A 17,294-nucleotide genomic window follows, 5' to 3' on the forward strand; every position below is an offset into this window, starting at 1 on the left:
CACCGTTCTCGTTCGCCGTCGTGGCCTGCGCCCCCCTTGGAGGCCTTCGTGCCGCTGTCCGCCTAGTCTGGGCCCTTCGAGCACCAGGGGGTGGGCGCAGTGACGAGGCGGGCGGACAGCGTCGAGGTCGTGGCGGCGGTGCGGCGGGTTTTCCGGGACGGTCTGCTGAGCGGGAAGTCCGCGTTCGCGCGGGAGGTGCCGGCCTGGAGCGAGGCCACGGCCGCCGATCTGCGCGCGCGGTTCGTGGACCGGCCGGACGAGTCCTCGGACACCTTCCTGGTCAAGCTGCGGCGGCAGCTCGACGGCGCGCCCGAGGCGACGGTCGTGCTGGCGGCCGAGCTGCTGTTCGTGAACATGGCACCGCTGGTGCCCGAGCAGATCGGGCTGGCCAAGAAACACCAGATCCTCGGCGAGGTGCTGTCCTGGACCGGCCGCCCGGTGGCCGTTCCGGAGGATCTGGAGCCTGGCCTGAAGGGCTTCATCAACGGCGGCCAGGGCTTTCTGAACTACCGCTGGGCGCAGTTCCAGATCCTGGTCCTGCTGGTGGAGCGGCTCGCCGGGATGACCGGTGCGGAGCGGGAGGCGGTGCTGACGGATCCCCTGGGGTTCAAGGCCTTGTGCCTGGGCATCCAGGAGTCGGTCGGGCACAAGAAGGGGCGGGCGCAGATCCACGTCCTGCTGTTCCTGCTCTTCCCCGACTTCTACCAGCCGATCGCCAGCGCCTACCACAAGCAGGAGATCGTCAAGGCGTTCGCGGACGAACTCCCCGAGCCCACCGGTGACGACGACCGCGACCTGCTGGAACTGTGCCGGACGCTGGAGGAACAGACCGGGCAAGCGGTCGACTTCTACGACGAGCCGTGGGTGGGCAGGTGGCGCAGGGGCGCCGTCGAGCACGAGCAGCGCGGCTGGCTGGTGCGCGGATACAACGTGGACGGGCGCAACTTCATCCCCGACTGGCTGGGGCGCGGCTACTGCTCGATGTCCTGGCGGGAGATCCCGGAGCTCCCCGCCGGCGCCGCCAAGCAGGACGTCCAGCGGGCCGTCGCCGAGGCGATGCCGGAGTCGAGCGCCCAGTTGCGCGGGCAGGCCGCGTACCAGCTGCACGCCTTCCTCACCCTCATGCAGCCGGGCGACCTGGTCGTCACCGTCACCCCGGACGAGGTGCACGTCGGCACCGTCCAGGGCCCGGCCGCGTACGACGCCTCGGACGGCCCGGACAACGCCCGGCGCCGGCCGGTGCGCTGGGCCACCGCCGAGCGACCGCTCGTCCGCGCGGAGCTGCCCGAGCGCGTGCAGGCCCGGCTGCCCCTGCCGCCGACGGTCTACGACATCAGCAGCGTCGCGGCCGAACTCGCCGAGCGGGCGGGGCTGGAGGACGTGGTCGCCGAGGAGCTCGTCGACGTCGACGTCACCAAGGCGCTGGAACTGCCGCCGGTCACCGAGGAACTGGCGGCCCGCCTGCTGATGCCCCTGGAGTGGCTGCGGGAGACGGCCGAACAGCTCCAGGAGCAGGGACAGCTCGTCTTCCACGGCCCGCCCGGCACCGGGAAGACCTACCTCGCCCGCGCCCTCGCCCGGCATCTCGCCGGGCCCGACCGGGTGGAGCTGGTGCAGTTCCACCCCTCGTACACCTACGAGGACTTCTTCGAGGGGTTCCGTCCCGTCCGGGGCGAGGGCGGCTCGGTGGTGTTCGACGTCGTGCCCGGGCCGTTCCGGCTGCTCGCCGAACGCGCCGCGAAGGACCCGGCCAACCCGTACGTCCTGATCGTCGACGAGATCAACCGGGCCAACCTGGCGAAGGTCTTCGGCGAGCTGTACTTCCTGCTGGAGTACCGCGAGGAGCCCGTCACCACCCAGTACAGCCCGCACGCCCCGTTCACCCTGCCGGACAACCTGTTCCTCCTCGGCACGATGAACACCGCCGACCGCTCGATCGCCCTCGTCGACGCGGCGATGCGCCGACGCTTCGCCTTCCGCCGCCTCTCCCCCGAGAAGCCGCCGGTCCAGGGCCTGCTGGACCGCTGGCTGCATGAGCGCGGACTGCCGGACACCGCGGCCAGGCTGCTGGACGCGCTCAACGCCCGGCTCGGCGACGCCGACCGGGCGATCGGGCCGTCGTACCTGATGAAGCCCGCCGCGGCCCGGCCGGAGGGACTCGACCTCGTCTGGCGCACCCAGATCCTGCCCCTGCTGGAGGACCAGCTCTACGGCACCGGTGTCGACGTGGAGGAGGAGTACGGCCTGCCCGCCCTGCGGGCGGCGCTCGGGCAGGACCCGGAGGAGGCGTGACCGCCCCCCGCCCCGCCGGCCCCGGCCCGGCCGGCCTCGACCTCACCGTGCGGGAGACCGGCCCCGGCACCGTGCGGGAGCTGACCGGCGACCAGATCGCCGGGCTGCTCTCCGTGCCGGACCTGGTCCGGCTCACCCCGGCGGCGGGCGGACGCTGGCGCCTGAGGGGAAACCAGAAGGTCGGCCTGGTGCGGCTGCGCACGCCGTCCGGCGGAGCCGTCCAGCTGCGCCTGCGTCCCAAACTCCCGGTCCGTGACCTGCTGTTCCTGCTCTCCTACTCCCCCGGCGACCCCTGGCGGCCCGAGCCGGTCACCGCCGCCGAGTCGGACGACCTGCTGCCCGCCGTCGCCGACCTGCTCGCCCGCACCGCCCGCCGCACGCTCGACGCGGGAGTGCTGCACGGCTATCGCACGGTCGAGGAGGACCTGCCCCTGATCCGGGGCCGGATCCGCACGGCGGACCAGCTGCGCCGCGTCGGCCTGCCGCTGCCGGTCGCCGTGCGCTACGACGACCACACCCCGGACATCGCCGAGAACCGCGTCCTGCTCACGGCCCTGCACCTGGCCGCCCGGCTCCCCGGAGTTCCCCGGCGCACGGCCATGACCCTGCGCCACCTGGCCGGCCACCTCACGGGCGTCCGCCCCCTCCACCCCGGCGCGCCCCTGCCCCGCTGGACGCCGAACCGCCTCAACTCCCGCTACACCCGGGTACTGCGGCTGGCCGAACTGGTGCTGTCCGCCCGTTCCGTCCAGCCGGCCGGCGGGACACCCACCGCGGCGGACGGCTTCCTGCTCGACATGCCGGACGTCTTCGAACGGTTCCTCACCCTGGCACTCGGCGACGTACTCGCCCGCCAGGGGATCCGGTGCGCCGGGCAGGAGGGACACCACCGCCTGGACGAGGCCCGCAGGGTGCGTCTGCGTCCGGACATCGTGCTGTACCGGGCGGGCCGCCCCGTCTCCGTCGTCGACGCGAAGTACGTCTTCCTCGACAGGCCCGCCCCCTCCACGGACCACCTCGGCCAGCTGCTCGGCTACTGCACCGCGCTCGGCCTGCCGCACGGCCACCTCGTCTACGCCGCCACCTCCCAGGACGGCCCGGCCGACCACGTCATCCGCCGCTCCGGGATCACCGTCACGGCCCACGCCCTGGACCTCGTCCGCCCGCCCGCCGAACTGCTCGCGTCCGTCGCCGGGTTGGCGGACCGGATCACCGCCACGGCGGCCCGCGCCCACCCCACGGCCCGCCCAAGTTGACATTTCCACGTCAGTCCACAGCAGCCCGTGCCATGGTGGTGGGCACCGACTCCCCCTCCCCCACCGGCACTTCAGGGAGACCCCCATGCTGCGCGGCATAGACGTGAGCGCCTACCAGTCCTCCTCCTACGACACCGACGGCCTGTCCTTCGTCTTCGTCAAGGCGACCGAGGGGCGTTCCTACGTCAATCCCAGACTGGCCGCCCAGACTAAGCGGGCCCGCGACGCCGGGCTGGTCGTCGGCTTCTACCACTTCCTGTGGCCCGGCAACCTCACCGCCCAGGCCGAGTACTTCGTCTCCAAGGCCCCGGACCGGCCGGGTGACATTCTCGCCGTCGACTGGGAGACGACCAGCAACGGGACGCACGCGAGCAACGCGCAGAAGGATCTGTTCATCCGGAAGCTGAAGGACCTCCGGCCGAACAACCAGGTCATTCTGTACGCGAACAGGCATTTTTGGCTGACCATCGACAAAACCTCCTACGCGGGCGACGGCCTGTGGATCGCCGACTACGTCAGTGCCGGGAAGCCGCGTATCAAGGCCAAATGGCGATTCCACCAGTACACCGACGATCCGCTGGACATGAACGCGGCGGATTTCGAGAGCAAGGCGGCGCTGCGAAGGTGGGCCGAGGACGCCTGACACGCCTGAAGGGAGTTGCGGAAGGCTTGGTGGCGGGCATGTCCGGGTGATGGCTGGCCTGCTGTTTCACCCTGCCATGGCGAGGTTGTGCATGGTGGCTACGGCCTGGACGGCGTGGTGGAGGCCTTCGCCTCTTTGGTGGCAGTCACAGAGGAAGCCGAGAACCGGTAGTTGTGCGAGGAGGCTGCGACCTGCCGGTCACGCACCGGGATCAGGGTGCCGTCCACGATCCATAACCGGTCGGTGCCCGGCACCGGCCTGGGCGCGGGCTCCAGCGCGAGCAGCGCCACCGGGGCCGTTGCCGCCTCGCTCCCGCACCACCCGAAGCAGCTTCTCAAAGGGCCCCATCGGCAACCCGGTGAACGTCTCCACCCACACCGGCTCAGCCCTCAACACCCCACCCATACAGGCAAAGTGCCCGCCACCAAGCCTCCTGCAACACCCTTTAGTACTCCAGCTGTAGACCGTGTCCTACGTGGTGAGGCGGACGAGTCGCTTGTAGCAGCAGAGAGCTGCTGCGAGTCCGAGGAAGGCCAGGTAGTTGCGGGGATTGCGTTCGTAGCGAGGGCTCAGGCGTCGGTAGCCGGAGAACCAGGACATCGTCCGCTCGATGACCCAGCGGCGGCGCCCTAATCGTTCGCTGGATTCGATGCCTTTGCGGGCGATGCGTACTCCGATTCGTTTCCATCGGAGCCATCTGCGCAGGTCGGCGCGGTCGTAGGCTTTGTCTGCGTGTAGGCGCTGGGGCTTGAAGTACCGGCCGCGGTGGGGGTCGTGTCTCGTTTGGTGACCCTCGATCATGGGCTTGAGCCCTTCGCTGTCGTAGGTGTTGCCAGCCGAGATGCCGACGGGGAGGGGCAGTCCGTTCGCGTCCGACAGGATGTGCATCTTGGAACCCGGCTTGCCCCGGTCCACGGGGCTCGGACCTGTGTGTTCGCCCCCTTTTTGGCCCTGACGTGGGCGGTGTCGAGGACGACGCGGGTGACGTCGATGAGGCCGGCGTCGTCGAGGTGATGCAGCACGGCTTGGTGCAGGCGGACCCAGACACCGGCTCTCGACCAGATCAGAAACCGACGGTGGGCGGTCGACTTCGATATCCCGAAGCAGGGCGGAAGTTGGCGCCAGGCGCAGCCGCTGGCGAGGACGTAGATAATGGCCGCGAAGAGCGTTTCATCAGGCGTGTCCTGTGTTCCGCCGCCCTGCGGCCGCACTTTCGACGCTGGGATCAGCGGCTTGGCGATCTCCCACAGCCCGTCCGGAACAATCCAACTCCATGTACCCCACCCCATGACCAGACCAACGTCCGCCTCACCACGTAGGACACGGCCTTAGCCGCCTGCCGGAGCCACCAGTTGCACCCGGAGCCGCTTCGCGGGCGGGTGCGCAAGGTAAGTGTTCAAAAGATCGAAAGTACGAAGCTCGGGCGGCAGAGCTTCGTACCATCCCAGAGCGTGGAAATTACAACTGCTGCAGACGAGGCCTCGCACGCACTCACCACAACTTCGCCTACCTGGGCAACAGGCATGGTCATGGTCGATGTCCATCGCCCTCTGGCCCCTGCCAACCGCCGCACAGAGGGCACATTTCCCTTCCTGGAACCGCAGAAGTAAATGCACGAATTCCTTGGTGAGACTGTAATGCCCAAGGCGGACACGCTCGGCATTGCAAGGTTTGCAGTACGGGCGCGGAACACCGGATGCGTTGAGTGTCGAGAACTCGGATACGGGTTTGTGCTCGCCGCATTCGCGGCACTCGATGATCCCGCGTTCGATCATCTCCTGGATGGCACCGTTGCCCCTCTTCCGTCGGAGCGGCGAGAGCGCTTGCTCCTTCATTCGCTGCTGATAATGGCCTGTACACAGCCCCCTTGCAGATACCGCCCTCATGCATCGGTCGAACTCACACGTCCGGCTCTCCGCGACCGCGCGGCCGACGTTGATGGGAGTCAGCACCTTTCCTCGCCGGAGCTGGGTGTAGTGGGTCTTGCACAACCCCTTCGTCAGCGGAAACCGGCCAGATGACCGGTCGCAGGTCCATCCGTCTCCGCCCGCTTCACACACCCGCACTTCGTTCCCCCGCTACTTCATCCTGTCGACCTACCATCCGATCAACGAGGACGCCGAACACATGTAACGCTCTCGCACGTCAGACCGTGCAAGCTCGGATCACGGGAGGTCGGCTCAATCCTCACTCGGCCCCGCGTCTCGTACTCGCCAGCAGGCGCCACACTGCCCTCACGCGGAAGCCTGTACTGATGACGAGGGGGCAGGGCGTACTCATGGGTCGGCCCGGGCAGGTGGCTCGGGACGGCTCGGAGGCGGGTGTGGCGGAGTGATGGGAAGAAGAGGGAAAGTCAGGGTGTAGGCCGAGAAGCCGTGAGCGCCTCAGAGGAACAGGGGCCAGCCCCGGATCGGTCGTCACCCGGAGGCTTCAAGGGTTGAGTTCTCCGCGGCGGGGCGGGTGCCGTGTGTGTAGGTGCAGTCGATCAGGCTTGGCATACCGGGCTGCGAGAGGCCCCGCGAAGGAGGGGCCAGGGTACGGAGAGGGTGCGCCAGGCGTCGTCCGCATCCGACGTCACGACTTCCGCGTGCGCATCAAAGCAGGCAGCATCTCGGTCACCGGCCCCACTCCTCCTTGATCTGCTCGGCCTGTGGACCTTATGCCCGGAACTCCGGCTTGCGTTCCGGGGACGCCTCCGCCAGGGCCTTCGTGACCGCCTCGACGCCGCCGCGCAGGCCGTAGACCGGGGTGTCGGGCTGCTGGCGCCAGGAGTCGTCGATGCCGCCCGAGTCGACGGTGTCAAAGCCGAGTTCGTCGATCAGATCCCGTACCTTGCGCTTGGCCGCCTCGTCGTCGCCGGCCACCGGCAGGGCGATGCGTTCGGGGTCGCCGGCCGGGAGCGGGCGGTCCAGGATGTCCTGGGCGTACGTGCCGTTGAAGGCCTTGATCACGGGGTGGCCGATCTGGCGTTCCGTCCAGCGGCTCTCGGTGAGGCCCTCGTCCTCGATCGCGGCGATCCTGCCGTCCCGCTGGCGGGGGTAGTAGTTGCCGGTGTCGATGACCACGACGCCGTCGGCCGCCTCGTCGAACAGGCCCGACGGCAGGTCCGGGACCGCCTTCAGCGGGATGGTGACGACGACGATCTCGGCGCCCCGCGGTGCCTCCTCGACCGTCACGGGTGTCGCGCCGGTCTCCTCCGCGAGGGCCGTGAGCGTGTGCGGGCCGCGGGAATTGGCCACGTACACGTCGTGACCGAGGGCGGTGAGCCGCCGGGTCAGGTTGCCGCCGATGTTGCCCGCTCCGATGATGCCGATCTTCATGTCCTCGCCTCGCCCTTCCAGGGAGTCAGGAGTTCTTGGCCAGCTTCGTGATCAGGGTCAACCTGCGGGGCTCAGGGGCTATTCCGGCTTCCGGGAAGGTGCGAACGGATCCTCCAGTTCCCCCCGCAGCACCTCCGCCGCCCCCTCCGCGTCCCCGTCCGCCACCGCCCGGACGAGCGCCTCGTGCGCCTCGTCGCCGGTGTCGGGGTCGTCGGCGCGCAGGCCGGTCAGGGACAGCAGCTCGATCAGGCCCTCGCGCAGGACGGGGCTGAACTCGGTGAACAGGTCGGCCAGCACCGGGTTGTGGGCGGCGGCGACCACGGCCGCGTGGAAGGCGATGTCCGCGTCGACGAAGGCGGCGTCGTCGGCCGTGCCGGCGGCTCGGCGGCCCTCCAGTGCGGCCCGGAGCGCCGTGACGTCCTCGGGGGTGCGGCGGAGCGCGGCGAGCCGGGCCGCGTGCACCTCGACCGCCATCCGGACCTCGTAGACGTCGGTCACGGCGGCCCGGCGCAGCCGGGTCGGCCAGTCCTCGACGGGCTCGGTCGCGATGACGAAGACGCCGGCGCCCTGGCGGGACCGGACCAGCCCGGCTCCGGCCAGCGCGCGCAGCGCCTCACGGACGGTGGAACGGCCCACACCCAGTTCCTTCGCCAGCGTCGTCTCCCCGGGCAGCCGCGTGCCGACCGGCCAGTGGCCGCCGGCGATCTGCTCGCGCAGCCGGGCGGCGGCCTGCTCGACCAGGGGGCTGGGGCGGACGGCGGCTAGCGGCATGTGCTTCACCAACTTGTCTGAGGAGGAGGGGGTTTCCACTTGTCTGAGGACCTGAGTGGTGGATAGCGTACTGCGCATGATCTTCCCCGGTCTCCTTCTCGGCTGCCGCGGCGGGGCCTGACGCGACCGGCACCCCGCCGCGGGGCGCCGTGCTGCCGGTCACCGTCCGACCGAGCCGGAAGGCCACAGCCGACGATGACCACCACCCCTGCCCCGGTCTGGAACCCCCAGCGCCCGGGCCCCATGCCCTTCCACCGCTACCGCCCCTTCCAGGAGCGCGTGCCCGTGCCCGCCGCGGACCGCGACTGGCCCGCCGCCCGGATCGAGCGCGCTCCCCTGTGGGTCCCCGTCGACCTGCGCGACGGCAACCAGGCCCTCGCCGAGCCGATGGACACCCCCCGCAAACGCCGCTTCTTCGACCTGCTGACCGGCATGGGCTTCAAGGAGATCGAGGTCGGCTACCCGTCGGCGAGCCGCACCGACTTCGACTTCGTACGGCACCTGGCGACCTCCGGTGCCGTACCGGACGATGTCACGCCCGTCGTGTTCACTCCGGCCCGCCGGGACCTGATCGACCGCACCTTCGAGGCGATCGAGGGACTGCCGAGGGCCGTCGTGCATCTGTACATCGCGACCTCGCCGGTGTGGCGGGACGTCGTCCTGGGGCGGGACCGGGCCGAGGTGTGGCGGACCGTGCGGGAGGCCGCCGAGCACATGGCCCGCCGGGCGGACCGGGCCTCGTACGTGCGCTTCCAGTTCTCCCCGGAGACCTTCAACCTGACCGAGCCGGACTTCGTCCTGGAACTGTGCGACGGGCTGACCGAGTTGTGGGACGCGAGCCCGGACCGGCCGGTGACCCACAACCTCCCGGCGACCGTGGAGATCGCGACGCCGAACGTCTACGCCGACCAGATCGAGTACGTCCACCGCCATCTGTCCCGGCGCGACAGCGTGATCCTCTCCGTGCACCCGCACAACGACCGCGGCACCGGCGTCGCCTGCGCCGAACTGGCCGTGCTGGCGGGGGCCCAGCGCGTCGAGGGCTGCCTGTTCGGCAACGGGGAGCGCACCGGCAACGTCGACCTGGTGACCCTGGCGCTGAACCTGTACGCCCAGGGCGTCGACCCGATGGTCGACTTCCGGGACATCGACACCGTCAGGGAGACGGTCGAGCACTGCAACCGGCTGCCCGTGCACCCGCGCCACCCGTACGCCGGGGAGCTCGTCCACACCGCCTTCTCGGGCACCCACCAGGACGCGATCAGCAAGGGCCTGGCCCGGCACGCCGAGCGGGCCCGGGAGCTGGGCGTGCCCGAGGGGCAGGCGCCCTGGTCGGTGCCGTACCTGCCGATCGACCCGGCCGACGTGGGCCGCTCCTACGAGGCGGTGATCCGCGTGAACTCGCAGTCGGGCAAGGGCGGCATGGCCTATCTGCTGCGCACCCACCACGGCGTCGACCTGCCCGCGCGCATGCGGCCGGACTTCTCCCGGGCCGTCCAGGAGGCGACGGACGACAGCGGGCGGGAGATGACGGCGAAGGAGCTGTACGCGCTGTTCCGGGCGGCGTACCTGGTGGAGGACGGGGAGGTGGCGCTGGAGACCTGGTCCGTGCACCGGGACGAGACCGGCGGCCACCGCTTCGTGTGCACACTGCGCACCGGTGACCGCACCGGCGACTACGAGGGCACCGGCAGCGGCCCGGTCTCCGCGTTCGTCGACGCGCTGGCCGGGGCCGGGATCCGCGTCGACGTGCTCGACTTCTGCGAGCGGGCCGGCGACGAGGGCACGGACGCCTTCGCCGAGTGCCGTGTCGGCGGCAGGACGTGCTGGGGCGCGGGCCGGGACTCCTCTTTCCTGGGCGCCTCGGTCCAGGCGGTGCTGTCCGCGGTGAACAGGGCGTTGCGGTGACGCCGGTCGTCCTGCGCGCCGAGGACGTCCACGTCGTACGCGACGGCCGGCCGATCCTGGCGGAGGTGTCGCTGACCGTCCGGGCCGGTGAGCACTGGGCGCTGCTCGGCGCGAACGGCGCGGGCAAGTCGACCCTGCTCGGCCTGCTCGGCGCGCATCTCCACCCGACCCGGGGCCGCGTGGAGGTGCTGGGCCACCGACTGGGCCGGGTCGACCTGCGGGAGCTGCGCGCGCACGTCGGGCATGTCGACCCGCGGCATCCGCTCACCTCGCCGCTGCGGGTACGGGACGTCGTCCTGACCGGCCTGACCAACTCGGTGGAGCAGCCGCTGCCCCGGTGGCGTCCGGCGCCGGAGCAGCGGGAGCGGGCGGAGCGGCTGATCCGGACGCTGGGACTGTCCGAGCACCGTGAGGCGCGCTGGCCGACACTGTCCCAGGGGCAGCGCGGCCGGACGCTGATCGCCCGGGCGCTGATGCCCGAGCCCCGGCTGCTGCTCCTGGACGAGCCGGCCACCGGCCTGGATCTGCCGGGCCGGGAGCAGCTGATCGAGGCGCTCGGGGAGCTGCGCCGGGAGCATCCGCGGCTGGCGACGGTCCTGGTCACCCACCACCTGGAGGAGCTGCCGGCCCACACCACGCACGCCCTGCTGCTGCGCGAGGGGCGGCCGCTCGCGGGCGGCCCGGTCGCCGAGGTGCTGACCGACGACCGGCTCGGCAAGTGCTTCGACCTGCCGCTGGCGCTGGAACGGCACGACGGCCGCTGGAGCGTACGCACGGCCCGGCGGGCATGACGAGGGGCCCGGGTCCGTCCGCAGGACGGACCCGGGCCCCCACACCTCGCGGCACCTTCGGAGCCGGCGTCACTTGCTCAGGTAGGCCCAGAACTCGTCGAAGCTGAGCTTCTTGTCGCCGTCGAGGTCGCGGGTCTTGATGACGACCTCGGCGACCGACTCGGTGACGTTCCAGTCGCCGGACCGGGCCAGGGCGGTCTTGAACTCGGCAGCGGTGATGAATCCGTCCCCGTCCGTATCGATCCGCTCGAACTGCTTGCGTGCTTCCTCGATGTCCGCCACCGATCCGCCCCTACTCTCTTTTCCAGGTCTTGCTGACGCAGGTCAGATTAACTGCCCGTACGTTCCTCCAGCGCGGCGACCACCCAGGCGAACTCCTCCCGGTGGGCCGCCTCGGGTCCGGCTCCCTTCACGACGGCGAGCAACTCGCGGTAGCGGGCGACCCGGTGGGTGGCGTGCGACCGCAGCCGCTCCAGCACGGCGGCGGGGTCGGCATCGCCCAGAAGCTCGCCCAGTACTTCGGCGGCCTCGGGTGAGTCGGGGGCGATCCCGCGCTCCCGGGCCCGGGCGCCCAGTTGCACGAGCCGCCGGGAGAACCACAGGGACGCCCCGGCGGGTGTGTCATGACCGCGGTCGGCCGCGTTGAACTCGGCGACCTTGCGATCTCGGCCCGGAAGTCCGGGTCCTGGAGCATCTCGGCCAGCTCCAGCCAGGCGTCCACCTGCTCGGGTGTCGGGTCCTCGGGCAGGTCGGCGGCGGTGTTCCGCATGTGCTCCCGGATCATCGGGTCCGCCGTGTCCAGCCCGTGGAACACCTCGTCCACGAACTCCTCGATGATGCGCCGCCGCTCGGCCGCCGACAGCCGTGCCAGTCTGTTCATCAGGGTCGTCTCCTCCGCACCGGAACCCCGCTTCGCGACCGTCGACAGCACCGCACGCGTCACCGTCAGCGCGCGGATCTGCGCGTCCAGCGCGACCACGTGCGTGGCCGCGACCTGCGCGACCGTGGTCTCACCGGCGAGCACCCGGCGGACGTCCGCCAGCCCGAGGCCGAGTTCGCGCAGGGTCCGGATCAGCTCCAGACGGGCCACGGACGCGGCGTCGTACAGCCGGTAGCCGCCCGCGGACCGGGCCACCGGGGGCAGCGCGCCCTCGTCGGACCAGTACCGGATGGTGCGCACGGACAGCCCGGTGACCCGGGCCAGTTCGCCGATGGTGTGCAGTCCGGTGCCGTCGTCGGTCATGTGGGGGAGTCTGGGCCTTCCAGCGGGTGGAGACTCAAGCCCCGCTCAGTGCCAGGGCTTGTAGTGCGGGTTGCTCTCGCACTCGCTCATGATCTCGGTCTTGGTCTGTTTGTCGACCGGGCAGACGCCGACGATGTACTCGCGGGCGATACCGCCGGGGAAGGCGACCTCCTGCTGGTCGGCCCACTTGTGGGTGTCGCCGATGGTCTTGTTGACGTCGACTCCGCCGGGTGCGTCGACGTAGTAGTTGAAGGCGGACTTCCACTTCTTGAACAGGTCGTGGTCGTACGTGGTCGACACATAGGGGGACGGCTGGTTGACCAGGACGTACTTCTCGAGGTCGTACTGGCCGTTGACGACGTCCCGGGGCAGGAAGCCCTCCTCGAAGACCACGGACGGGCCGCGGCCGTCGGCGCGGTAGAGGGTGCCGCAGCTGGTGCGCCAGGACGGGTCGGGGGTGATGCGGTCGACCTGGACCCGGCGGTCGGCGGCGGCCTTGACCTTGTCGTCGAACTGGACGGGGCAGGCGGCCGGTCCGGGGGCGGCGGGTTTGGCGGCCGCCGTCACGGAAGCCGCGGTGGCCGCGGGGGCCTGGCCGGGCGTGGCGGCCGTCGTGGTGAGGACGGCCGCGAGGGAGAGAGCGGCGGCAGCGGTGCGCCGCCGCATGCTGGTGGTGATCATGAGGAGCACGATCGCGGGTCCGCGGCGCCGGGCCGGGGACCCTCACTCGATCAGGGGCGTGTCAACTGCCCCTTTGTGGACGGCTGCTGACCGTCACCGGAAGACGCCCGTGTGCCCGAGCGAGTAGCGGCCGGGCTGCGGGTAGACCGCGAGGCCGTGCGGGCCGTTGCCGACGGGGATGCGGGCGAGCTGGGTGCCGGTGCGGGTGTCGACGGCGTACACCTCGCCGTCGTAGCGGCCGGATAGCCACAGCACCTTGCCGTCGGCGGAGACACCGCCCATGTCGGGGCTGCCGCCGTCGGGCAGCCGCCACTTCTTCGTCAGCTTGTCCTGCGTGAAGTCGAAGACGGAGATCGTGCCCTCGCCGCGGTTGGACACGTACATCTCGCGGGAGTCGCGGCTGACGTACAGGCCGTGGCAGCCCTTGCCGGTGGGCAACAGGGTGGGCTCGGTGAACGTGTCGCCGTCCAGGACCCACATGCCGTGGGCCATCATGTCGGCGATGTAGAACTTCTCGCCGTCGGGCGAGACCTTCACGTCCTGCGGCATGGCGCCCTCGAACGGCAGCCGCTGCTGCCCGACGACCTTCATCTTCTCGGTGTCGACCTTGAGCAGTTCGCCACTGAACTCGCAGGAGACGATGAAGTAGCGCCCATCGAGGGAGAAGTCGGCGTGGTTGACGCCGTAGCAGGAGACCGGGACCGTCTTCTTGATCTCCATGGTGTGCGGGTCGCGGAAGACCAGTTCACGGTCGAGGGACGCCATGACGACGGCGTACTTGCCGTGGGGCGTGAAGTAGAGGTTGTAGGGGTCGTGGACCTCGACTTCCTTGCCCGCCTTGCCGGTCTTCGGGTCGATCGGGGTGAGGGTGTGGCCGCGGTTGTTGTTGACCCAGAGCGTCTTCAGGTCCCAGGAGGGCACGACGTGCTGGGGCTGCCGGCCCACGGGGATCGTCTCGACGATCTCGTACGTCTTCGGGTCGATGACGGAGACCGTGTCGGACTCGGTGTTGGGCACGTAGACCCGGGACGGGAAGTCCTTGACCACGGGCGACAGTTTGTTCGGGCGGTCGGCCGCGTACACGTCCTCGGGGTCGAGGACGGGCGGCATCCCGGGCAGCCCCTGAACGGGCTTCTTCTCGCGCGGCGCGGGCACGGCGGCCTTGGTGCCGTGTGCCTCGGAGGTGCGTTCCCCGCCCTGCGTGCCGCAGGCGGCGAGGCAGGCGAGGGCGGCGCCCACGACGAGGGCGCTGGTGACAAGGTGGCGGTGCATCGCACCATTCAAGGTCCGCTTCGCGGGGAAACCGGTGATTCGCCCGATCGGCGGCCAGGCGGACTGTCGCAGGTCACGCCCCTCGTCCAGCCCGCGCCGCGGGGGCCGCCCTCAGCGGTCGCTGACCCGCATCTCGAACCACGTGGTCTTGCCCCGGGGCAGCAGATCGACGCCCCAGCGGTCGGCCAGCTTGTCGACGAGGAACAGGCCCCGGCCACTGATGTCCAGTTCCTGGACCGGCATCAGACAGGGCAGCCCCCGGGACGGGTCGCGGACCTCGACTCGGATCCAGCCGCGGCGGCGGTGCAGGCGCAGCCCGAAGACCCGGGCGCCCGTGTGCCGTACGGCGTTGCCCACCAGCTCGGAGACGAGCAGGACGGCGTCCTCGGTGATCTTGGGGGTGAGCGCCCAGTGGCGCAGGACGACGACCTGGGTCAATCGTCTGGCGGTGGCCGCGGACTCGGGGCGGGACGGCAGCGGCACCTCCGCCTCCGTCGGGTCGCCGTACAACTCCAGCGCCTTCAGCGCGCGTTCGTCCTCGACGGTCGGTGACCAGCGCGCCGCGGCCGCATGTGCGTGTCCCCGCGGCTGTTCCGTACCCTCCAGCCCCGCCATGCCCCCATCATGGCCGCCCGGAGCGGCCTCGGGGGCCGTTCCCGGGGAAAACGGCCCCCGGAGCGGGGTGCGCGACGGCGGGCCGAGGGCATGTGCCAAGGGCATTTCGGAGTCACCCAAATCCCATCTGACCTGCGGTGACGGCCCGATTCGGGGCATGGGGCGAAGGAGGGCGACCGGACACGCTTAAGGCTGTCTTAAGGTCGCCATAAACCGCCCCATCGAGGGACCCGGATCAGACACCGCGTCAAGTGCAAGCCCCTGGAGGGGGGGTTCAGAGGAACTTCGCCTTGCCCGGCCCCTCCTCCACGAAGCTGCGCATGCCGCGCTCGCGGTCCTCGGTGGCGAACAGGCCCGCGAACCAGTTCCGTTCGATCGCCAGGCCTGTGTCGATGTCCGTCTCCAGGCCCGTGTCGACCGCCTCCTTGGCGGCGCGCAGGGCGAGGGCCGGGCCCTGCGCCAGCTTCGCGGCCCAGGCGTGGGCCTGCGCGTACACCTCGTCGGCGGGCACGACCCGGTCGACCAGGCCGATCTCCTTCGCCTCGTCGGCCTTGACCATCCGGCCGGTGAAGATCAGGTCCTTGGCCTTGGACGGGCCGACCAGGCGGGCCAGGCGCTGGGTGCCGCCCGCGCCGGGGATCAGGCCGAGCAGGATCTCCGGCTGGCCGAGCTTGGCGTTCTCGCCGGCGATGCGGTAGTCCGCGCACAGCGCGAGTTCGCAGCCGCCGCCGAGCGCGTAGCCGGTCACGGCCGCGACGACCGGCTTGGGGATCCGGGCCACCGCCGTGAAGGAGTCCTGCAGGGCGCGGGCGCGCAGGACCATCGCGGTGTGGTCCATCGCCTGCATCTCCTTGATGTCCGCGCCGGCCGCGAACACCTTCTCGCCGCCGTAGACCACCACGGCCCGCACGTCCTCGCGGCGCGTGGCCTCCTCGGCGAGTTCCTTCAGCCGGTCCTGCGTGGCGATGTCCAGCGCGTTCATGGGCGGGCGGTCGAGACGGAGCGTGCCGACGCCTTCAGCGACTTCGAGAGAGACGGTCATACGCAGCAGGTTAACGCCCACTAACGGCGAAGGCCCCGGTGCGGTCCGTCACACCGGGGCCCTCTTGTCAGTGGCGGAGAATTACTTCTTCCACTTCTCCCACGACATGTTCCAGCCGTTGAGCCCGTTGTCCGGGTCGACGATGCGGTCCTCGGAGTTCTTGACGACCACCACGTCGCCGACCATCGAGTGGTTGAAGAACCACGCGGCCGGGGTCTTCTTGTCCCAGCCGCCGCGCACGTCGCGCAGGCCGATGCAGCCGTGGCTGGCGTTGTGGTTGCCGAAGGCGCCGCCCGCCCAGTAGTTGCCGTGCAGGAAGGTGCCGGAGGTGGTGAGGCGCACGGCGTGCGGGACGTCCTTGATGTCGTACTCGCCGCCGTAGCCGACGGTCTCGCCGTTCATCCGGGTCACCGTGAGCATCTCGCTGATGACCATCTGGCCGTTCCAGGTCTCCATGCCGGGCTTGCCGGTGGTGACCGGGATGGTCTTGAAGACCTTGCCGTCGCGCATGACCTTCATCGTGAGCTTCTTGGCGTCGACGACCGAGACCTGGTTGCGGCCGATGGTGAACTCGACCTTCTTGTCCTGCTCGCCGTAGACGCCGGGGCGGCCCTCGACGCCGTCGAGGCCGAGGTCGACGGTCACCTTGGTGCCGGGCTTCCAGTACTTCTCGGGGCGGAAGTCGAGACGGTCGTTGCCGAACCAGTGGCCCTCGACGTCCACGGCCGGTTCCGTCTTGATGCGGATGGCCTTCTCGACGTCGTCGGGGTTGGTGATGCCCCGGCTGAAGCGGATGGAGAACGGCATGCCCACGCCGACCTTGGAGCCGTCCTCGGGGGTGAAGGTGCCGATGAAGGTGTTCTTCGGCGTCAGGGTCGTGAAGTCCGCGTCCTCCGCGGCCGTGCGGCCCTCGGAGTCCTTGGCGACCGCGTGGACCGTGTACTTGGTGGCGGCGGCCAGGTGGGTGGACGGCGTCCAGGTGGCGCCGTCCCCGGATATCTCGCCGTCGACCTTCTTGCCCTTGGCGTCCTTTACCTCGACCTCGGTCAGCTTGCCCTTCGCGGCGGTCACCTTCAGCGCCCCGCTGGTGTCGACGGACTTGGCGCCGTCCTTGGGCGTGATGCCGACGACGGCCTCGGACTGCTTGCTCTGCGCGGCGTTCGCGTCCTCGCCCTTGCCGGCGCCCCCGCCGGAACCGGAGCCGGTCCCCCCGCCACCGCACGCCGTGACGGCGAGCAGCAGCACTCCCACTATCAGTGCGAGCAGTCCCTGCCTGCCGCGGGCCGACGCCCCCGATATCGGTCGCCCGTTCACTTGTTCTCCCCTCCCAGGGCCTGGTCAGGCCCGCACCCCTGCGCGTCCCCCGCGCACCGGCGAATATTAACCACAAGGCGCCGCACCCCGACGACCTGCGATTGTCACCGTTCAGTCCCAACTTCCACGGAAAGTTGAAGCAGCCC

Annotated in this window: 15 protein-coding genes and 2 pseudogenes; 5 read left to right on the top strand and 12 right to left on the bottom strand. The window is 70.5% G+C overall.

The annotated features are described in order from the left end of the window. Nucleotides 1-99 precede the first annotated feature (99 nt). From ACZ3I3_RS17330 to ACZ3I3_RS17340, 3 genes are all read left to right on the top strand, one after another. Nucleotides 100-2,292 carry an McrB family protein gene (locus tag ACZ3I3_RS17330; protein WP_467365888.1) on the top strand — a complete coding sequence of 731 codons (2,193 nt, stop codon included), beginning with the start codon at nt 100-102 and terminating at the stop codon, nt 2,290-2,292. Then, a complete protein-coding gene (locus tag ACZ3I3_RS17335) occupies nt 2,289-3,548 on the top strand; it encodes an McrC family protein (RefSeq protein WP_467365890.1) in 1,260 nt (419 codons plus the stop codon). The genes ACZ3I3_RS17330 and ACZ3I3_RS17335 overlap by 4 nt, the downstream gene beginning before the upstream one ends. An 85-nt stretch (nt 3,549-3,633) precedes the next feature. Beyond that, nucleotides 3,634-4,191 (top strand): GH25 family lysozyme, encoded by a 558-nt coding sequence (locus ACZ3I3_RS17340; protein ID WP_467365892.1) that lies wholly within the window; start codon nt 3,634-3,636, stop codon nt 4,189-4,191. Between the two features lie 101 nt (nt 4,192-4,292). Here the strand turns inward: ACZ3I3_RS17340 and ACZ3I3_RS17345 are convergent. The 5 genes and pseudogenes from ACZ3I3_RS17345 to ACZ3I3_RS17365 form a co-directional block, all read right to left on the bottom strand. After that, nucleotides 4,293-4,596, bottom strand: a pseudogene (locus tag ACZ3I3_RS17345) (IS5/IS1182 family transposase); the annotation flags it as partial. 66 nt (nt 4,597-4,662) lie between these two features. Then, nucleotides 4,663-5,480, bottom strand: a protein-coding gene (locus tag ACZ3I3_RS17350) for an IS5 family transposase (RefSeq protein WP_467365893.1) whose coding sequence is annotated in 2 segments (ribosomal slippage) — nt 4,663-5,138 and nt 5,138-5,480 — 819 coding nt in all. Because the reading frame shifts where the segments join, the coding sequence is not laid out codon by codon here. 39 nt (nt 5,481-5,519) lie between these two features. Beyond that, nucleotides 5,520-6,077, bottom strand: a complete 558-nt coding sequence (locus ACZ3I3_RS17355) for an endonuclease domain-containing protein (RefSeq protein ID WP_467365957.1) — start codon at nt 6,075-6,077, stop codon at nt 5,520-5,522. Between the two features lie 771 nt (nt 6,078-6,848). Beyond that, nucleotides 6,849-7,532 carry an NADPH-dependent F420 reductase gene (locus ACZ3I3_RS17360; RefSeq protein ID WP_467365959.1) on the bottom strand — a complete coding sequence of 228 codons (684 nt, stop codon included), beginning with the start codon at nt 7,530-7,532 and terminating at the stop codon, nt 6,849-6,851. 57 nt (nt 7,533-7,589) lie between these two features. Further along, nucleotides 7,590-8,282: a FadR/GntR family transcriptional regulator gene (locus ACZ3I3_RS17365; protein WP_467365895.1), complete on the bottom strand. Its 693-nt coding sequence runs from the start codon at nt 8,280-8,282 to the stop codon at nt 7,590-7,592. 195 nt (nt 8,283-8,477) lie between these two features. On the opposite strand from ACZ3I3_RS17365, the gene ACZ3I3_RS17370 reads away from it, so the two are divergent. Together ACZ3I3_RS17370 and ACZ3I3_RS17375 are read left to right on the top strand one after the other, a co-directional pair. After that, the gene (locus ACZ3I3_RS17370; protein WP_467365897.1) at nt 8,478-10,190 is read left to right on the top strand and encodes a 2-isopropylmalate synthase; all 1,713 of its coding nucleotides are present in this window, start codon (nt 8,478-8,480) and stop codon (nt 10,188-10,190) included. Next, nucleotides 10,187-10,981 (top strand): ABC transporter ATP-binding protein, encoded by a 795-nt coding sequence (locus ACZ3I3_RS17375; protein ID WP_467365899.1) that lies wholly within the window; start codon nt 10,187-10,189, stop codon nt 10,979-10,981. The genes ACZ3I3_RS17370 and ACZ3I3_RS17375 overlap by 4 nt, the downstream gene beginning before the upstream one ends. 69 nt (nt 10,982-11,050) lie before the next feature. On the opposite strand, the gene ACZ3I3_RS17380 is transcribed toward ACZ3I3_RS17375, so the two are convergent. The 7 genes and pseudogenes from ACZ3I3_RS17380 to ACZ3I3_RS17410 form a co-directional block, all read right to left on the bottom strand. After that, nucleotides 11,051-11,263 carry an EF-hand domain-containing protein gene (locus tag ACZ3I3_RS17380; RefSeq protein ID WP_467365901.1) on the bottom strand — a complete coding sequence of 71 codons (213 nt, stop codon included), beginning with the start codon at nt 11,261-11,263 and terminating at the stop codon, nt 11,051-11,053. 47 nt (nt 11,264-11,310) lie between these two features. After that, nucleotides 11,311-12,224, bottom strand: a pseudogene (locus tag ACZ3I3_RS17385) (helix-turn-helix domain-containing protein). 45 nt (nt 12,225-12,269) lie between these two features. Next, complete coding sequence (locus ACZ3I3_RS17390) at nt 12,270-12,905, bottom strand: ADP-ribosyltransferase (protein ID WP_467365903.1); 636 nt, start codon at nt 12,903-12,905, stop codon at nt 12,270-12,272. A 93-nt stretch (nt 12,906-12,998) separates the two neighbouring features. Further along, complete coding sequence (locus ACZ3I3_RS17395) at nt 12,999-14,177, bottom strand: YncE family protein (protein ID WP_467365905.1); 1,179 nt, start codon at nt 14,175-14,177, stop codon at nt 12,999-13,001. A gap of 111 nt (nt 14,178-14,288) precedes the next feature. Then, entirely contained in the window at nt 14,289-14,897 is a 609-nt protein-coding gene (locus ACZ3I3_RS17400) for an ATP-binding protein (protein WP_467365907.1), read from the bottom strand. A gap of 169 nt (nt 14,898-15,066) precedes the next feature. Continuing rightward, entirely contained in the window at nt 15,067-15,834 is a 768-nt protein-coding gene (locus tag ACZ3I3_RS17405; protein ID WP_467365909.1) for an enoyl-CoA hydratase/isomerase family protein, read from the bottom strand. Nucleotides 15,835-15,915: 81 nt separating this feature from the next. Continuing rightward, nucleotides 15,916-17,148, bottom strand: coding sequence for a L,D-transpeptidase (locus tag ACZ3I3_RS17410; protein WP_467365911.1), 1,233 nt, complete (start codon nt 17,146-17,148; stop codon nt 15,916-15,918). Nucleotides 17,149-17,294 lie beyond the last annotated feature (146 nt).

The organism is Streptomyces sp. NPDC016851, assembly GCF_055562795.1.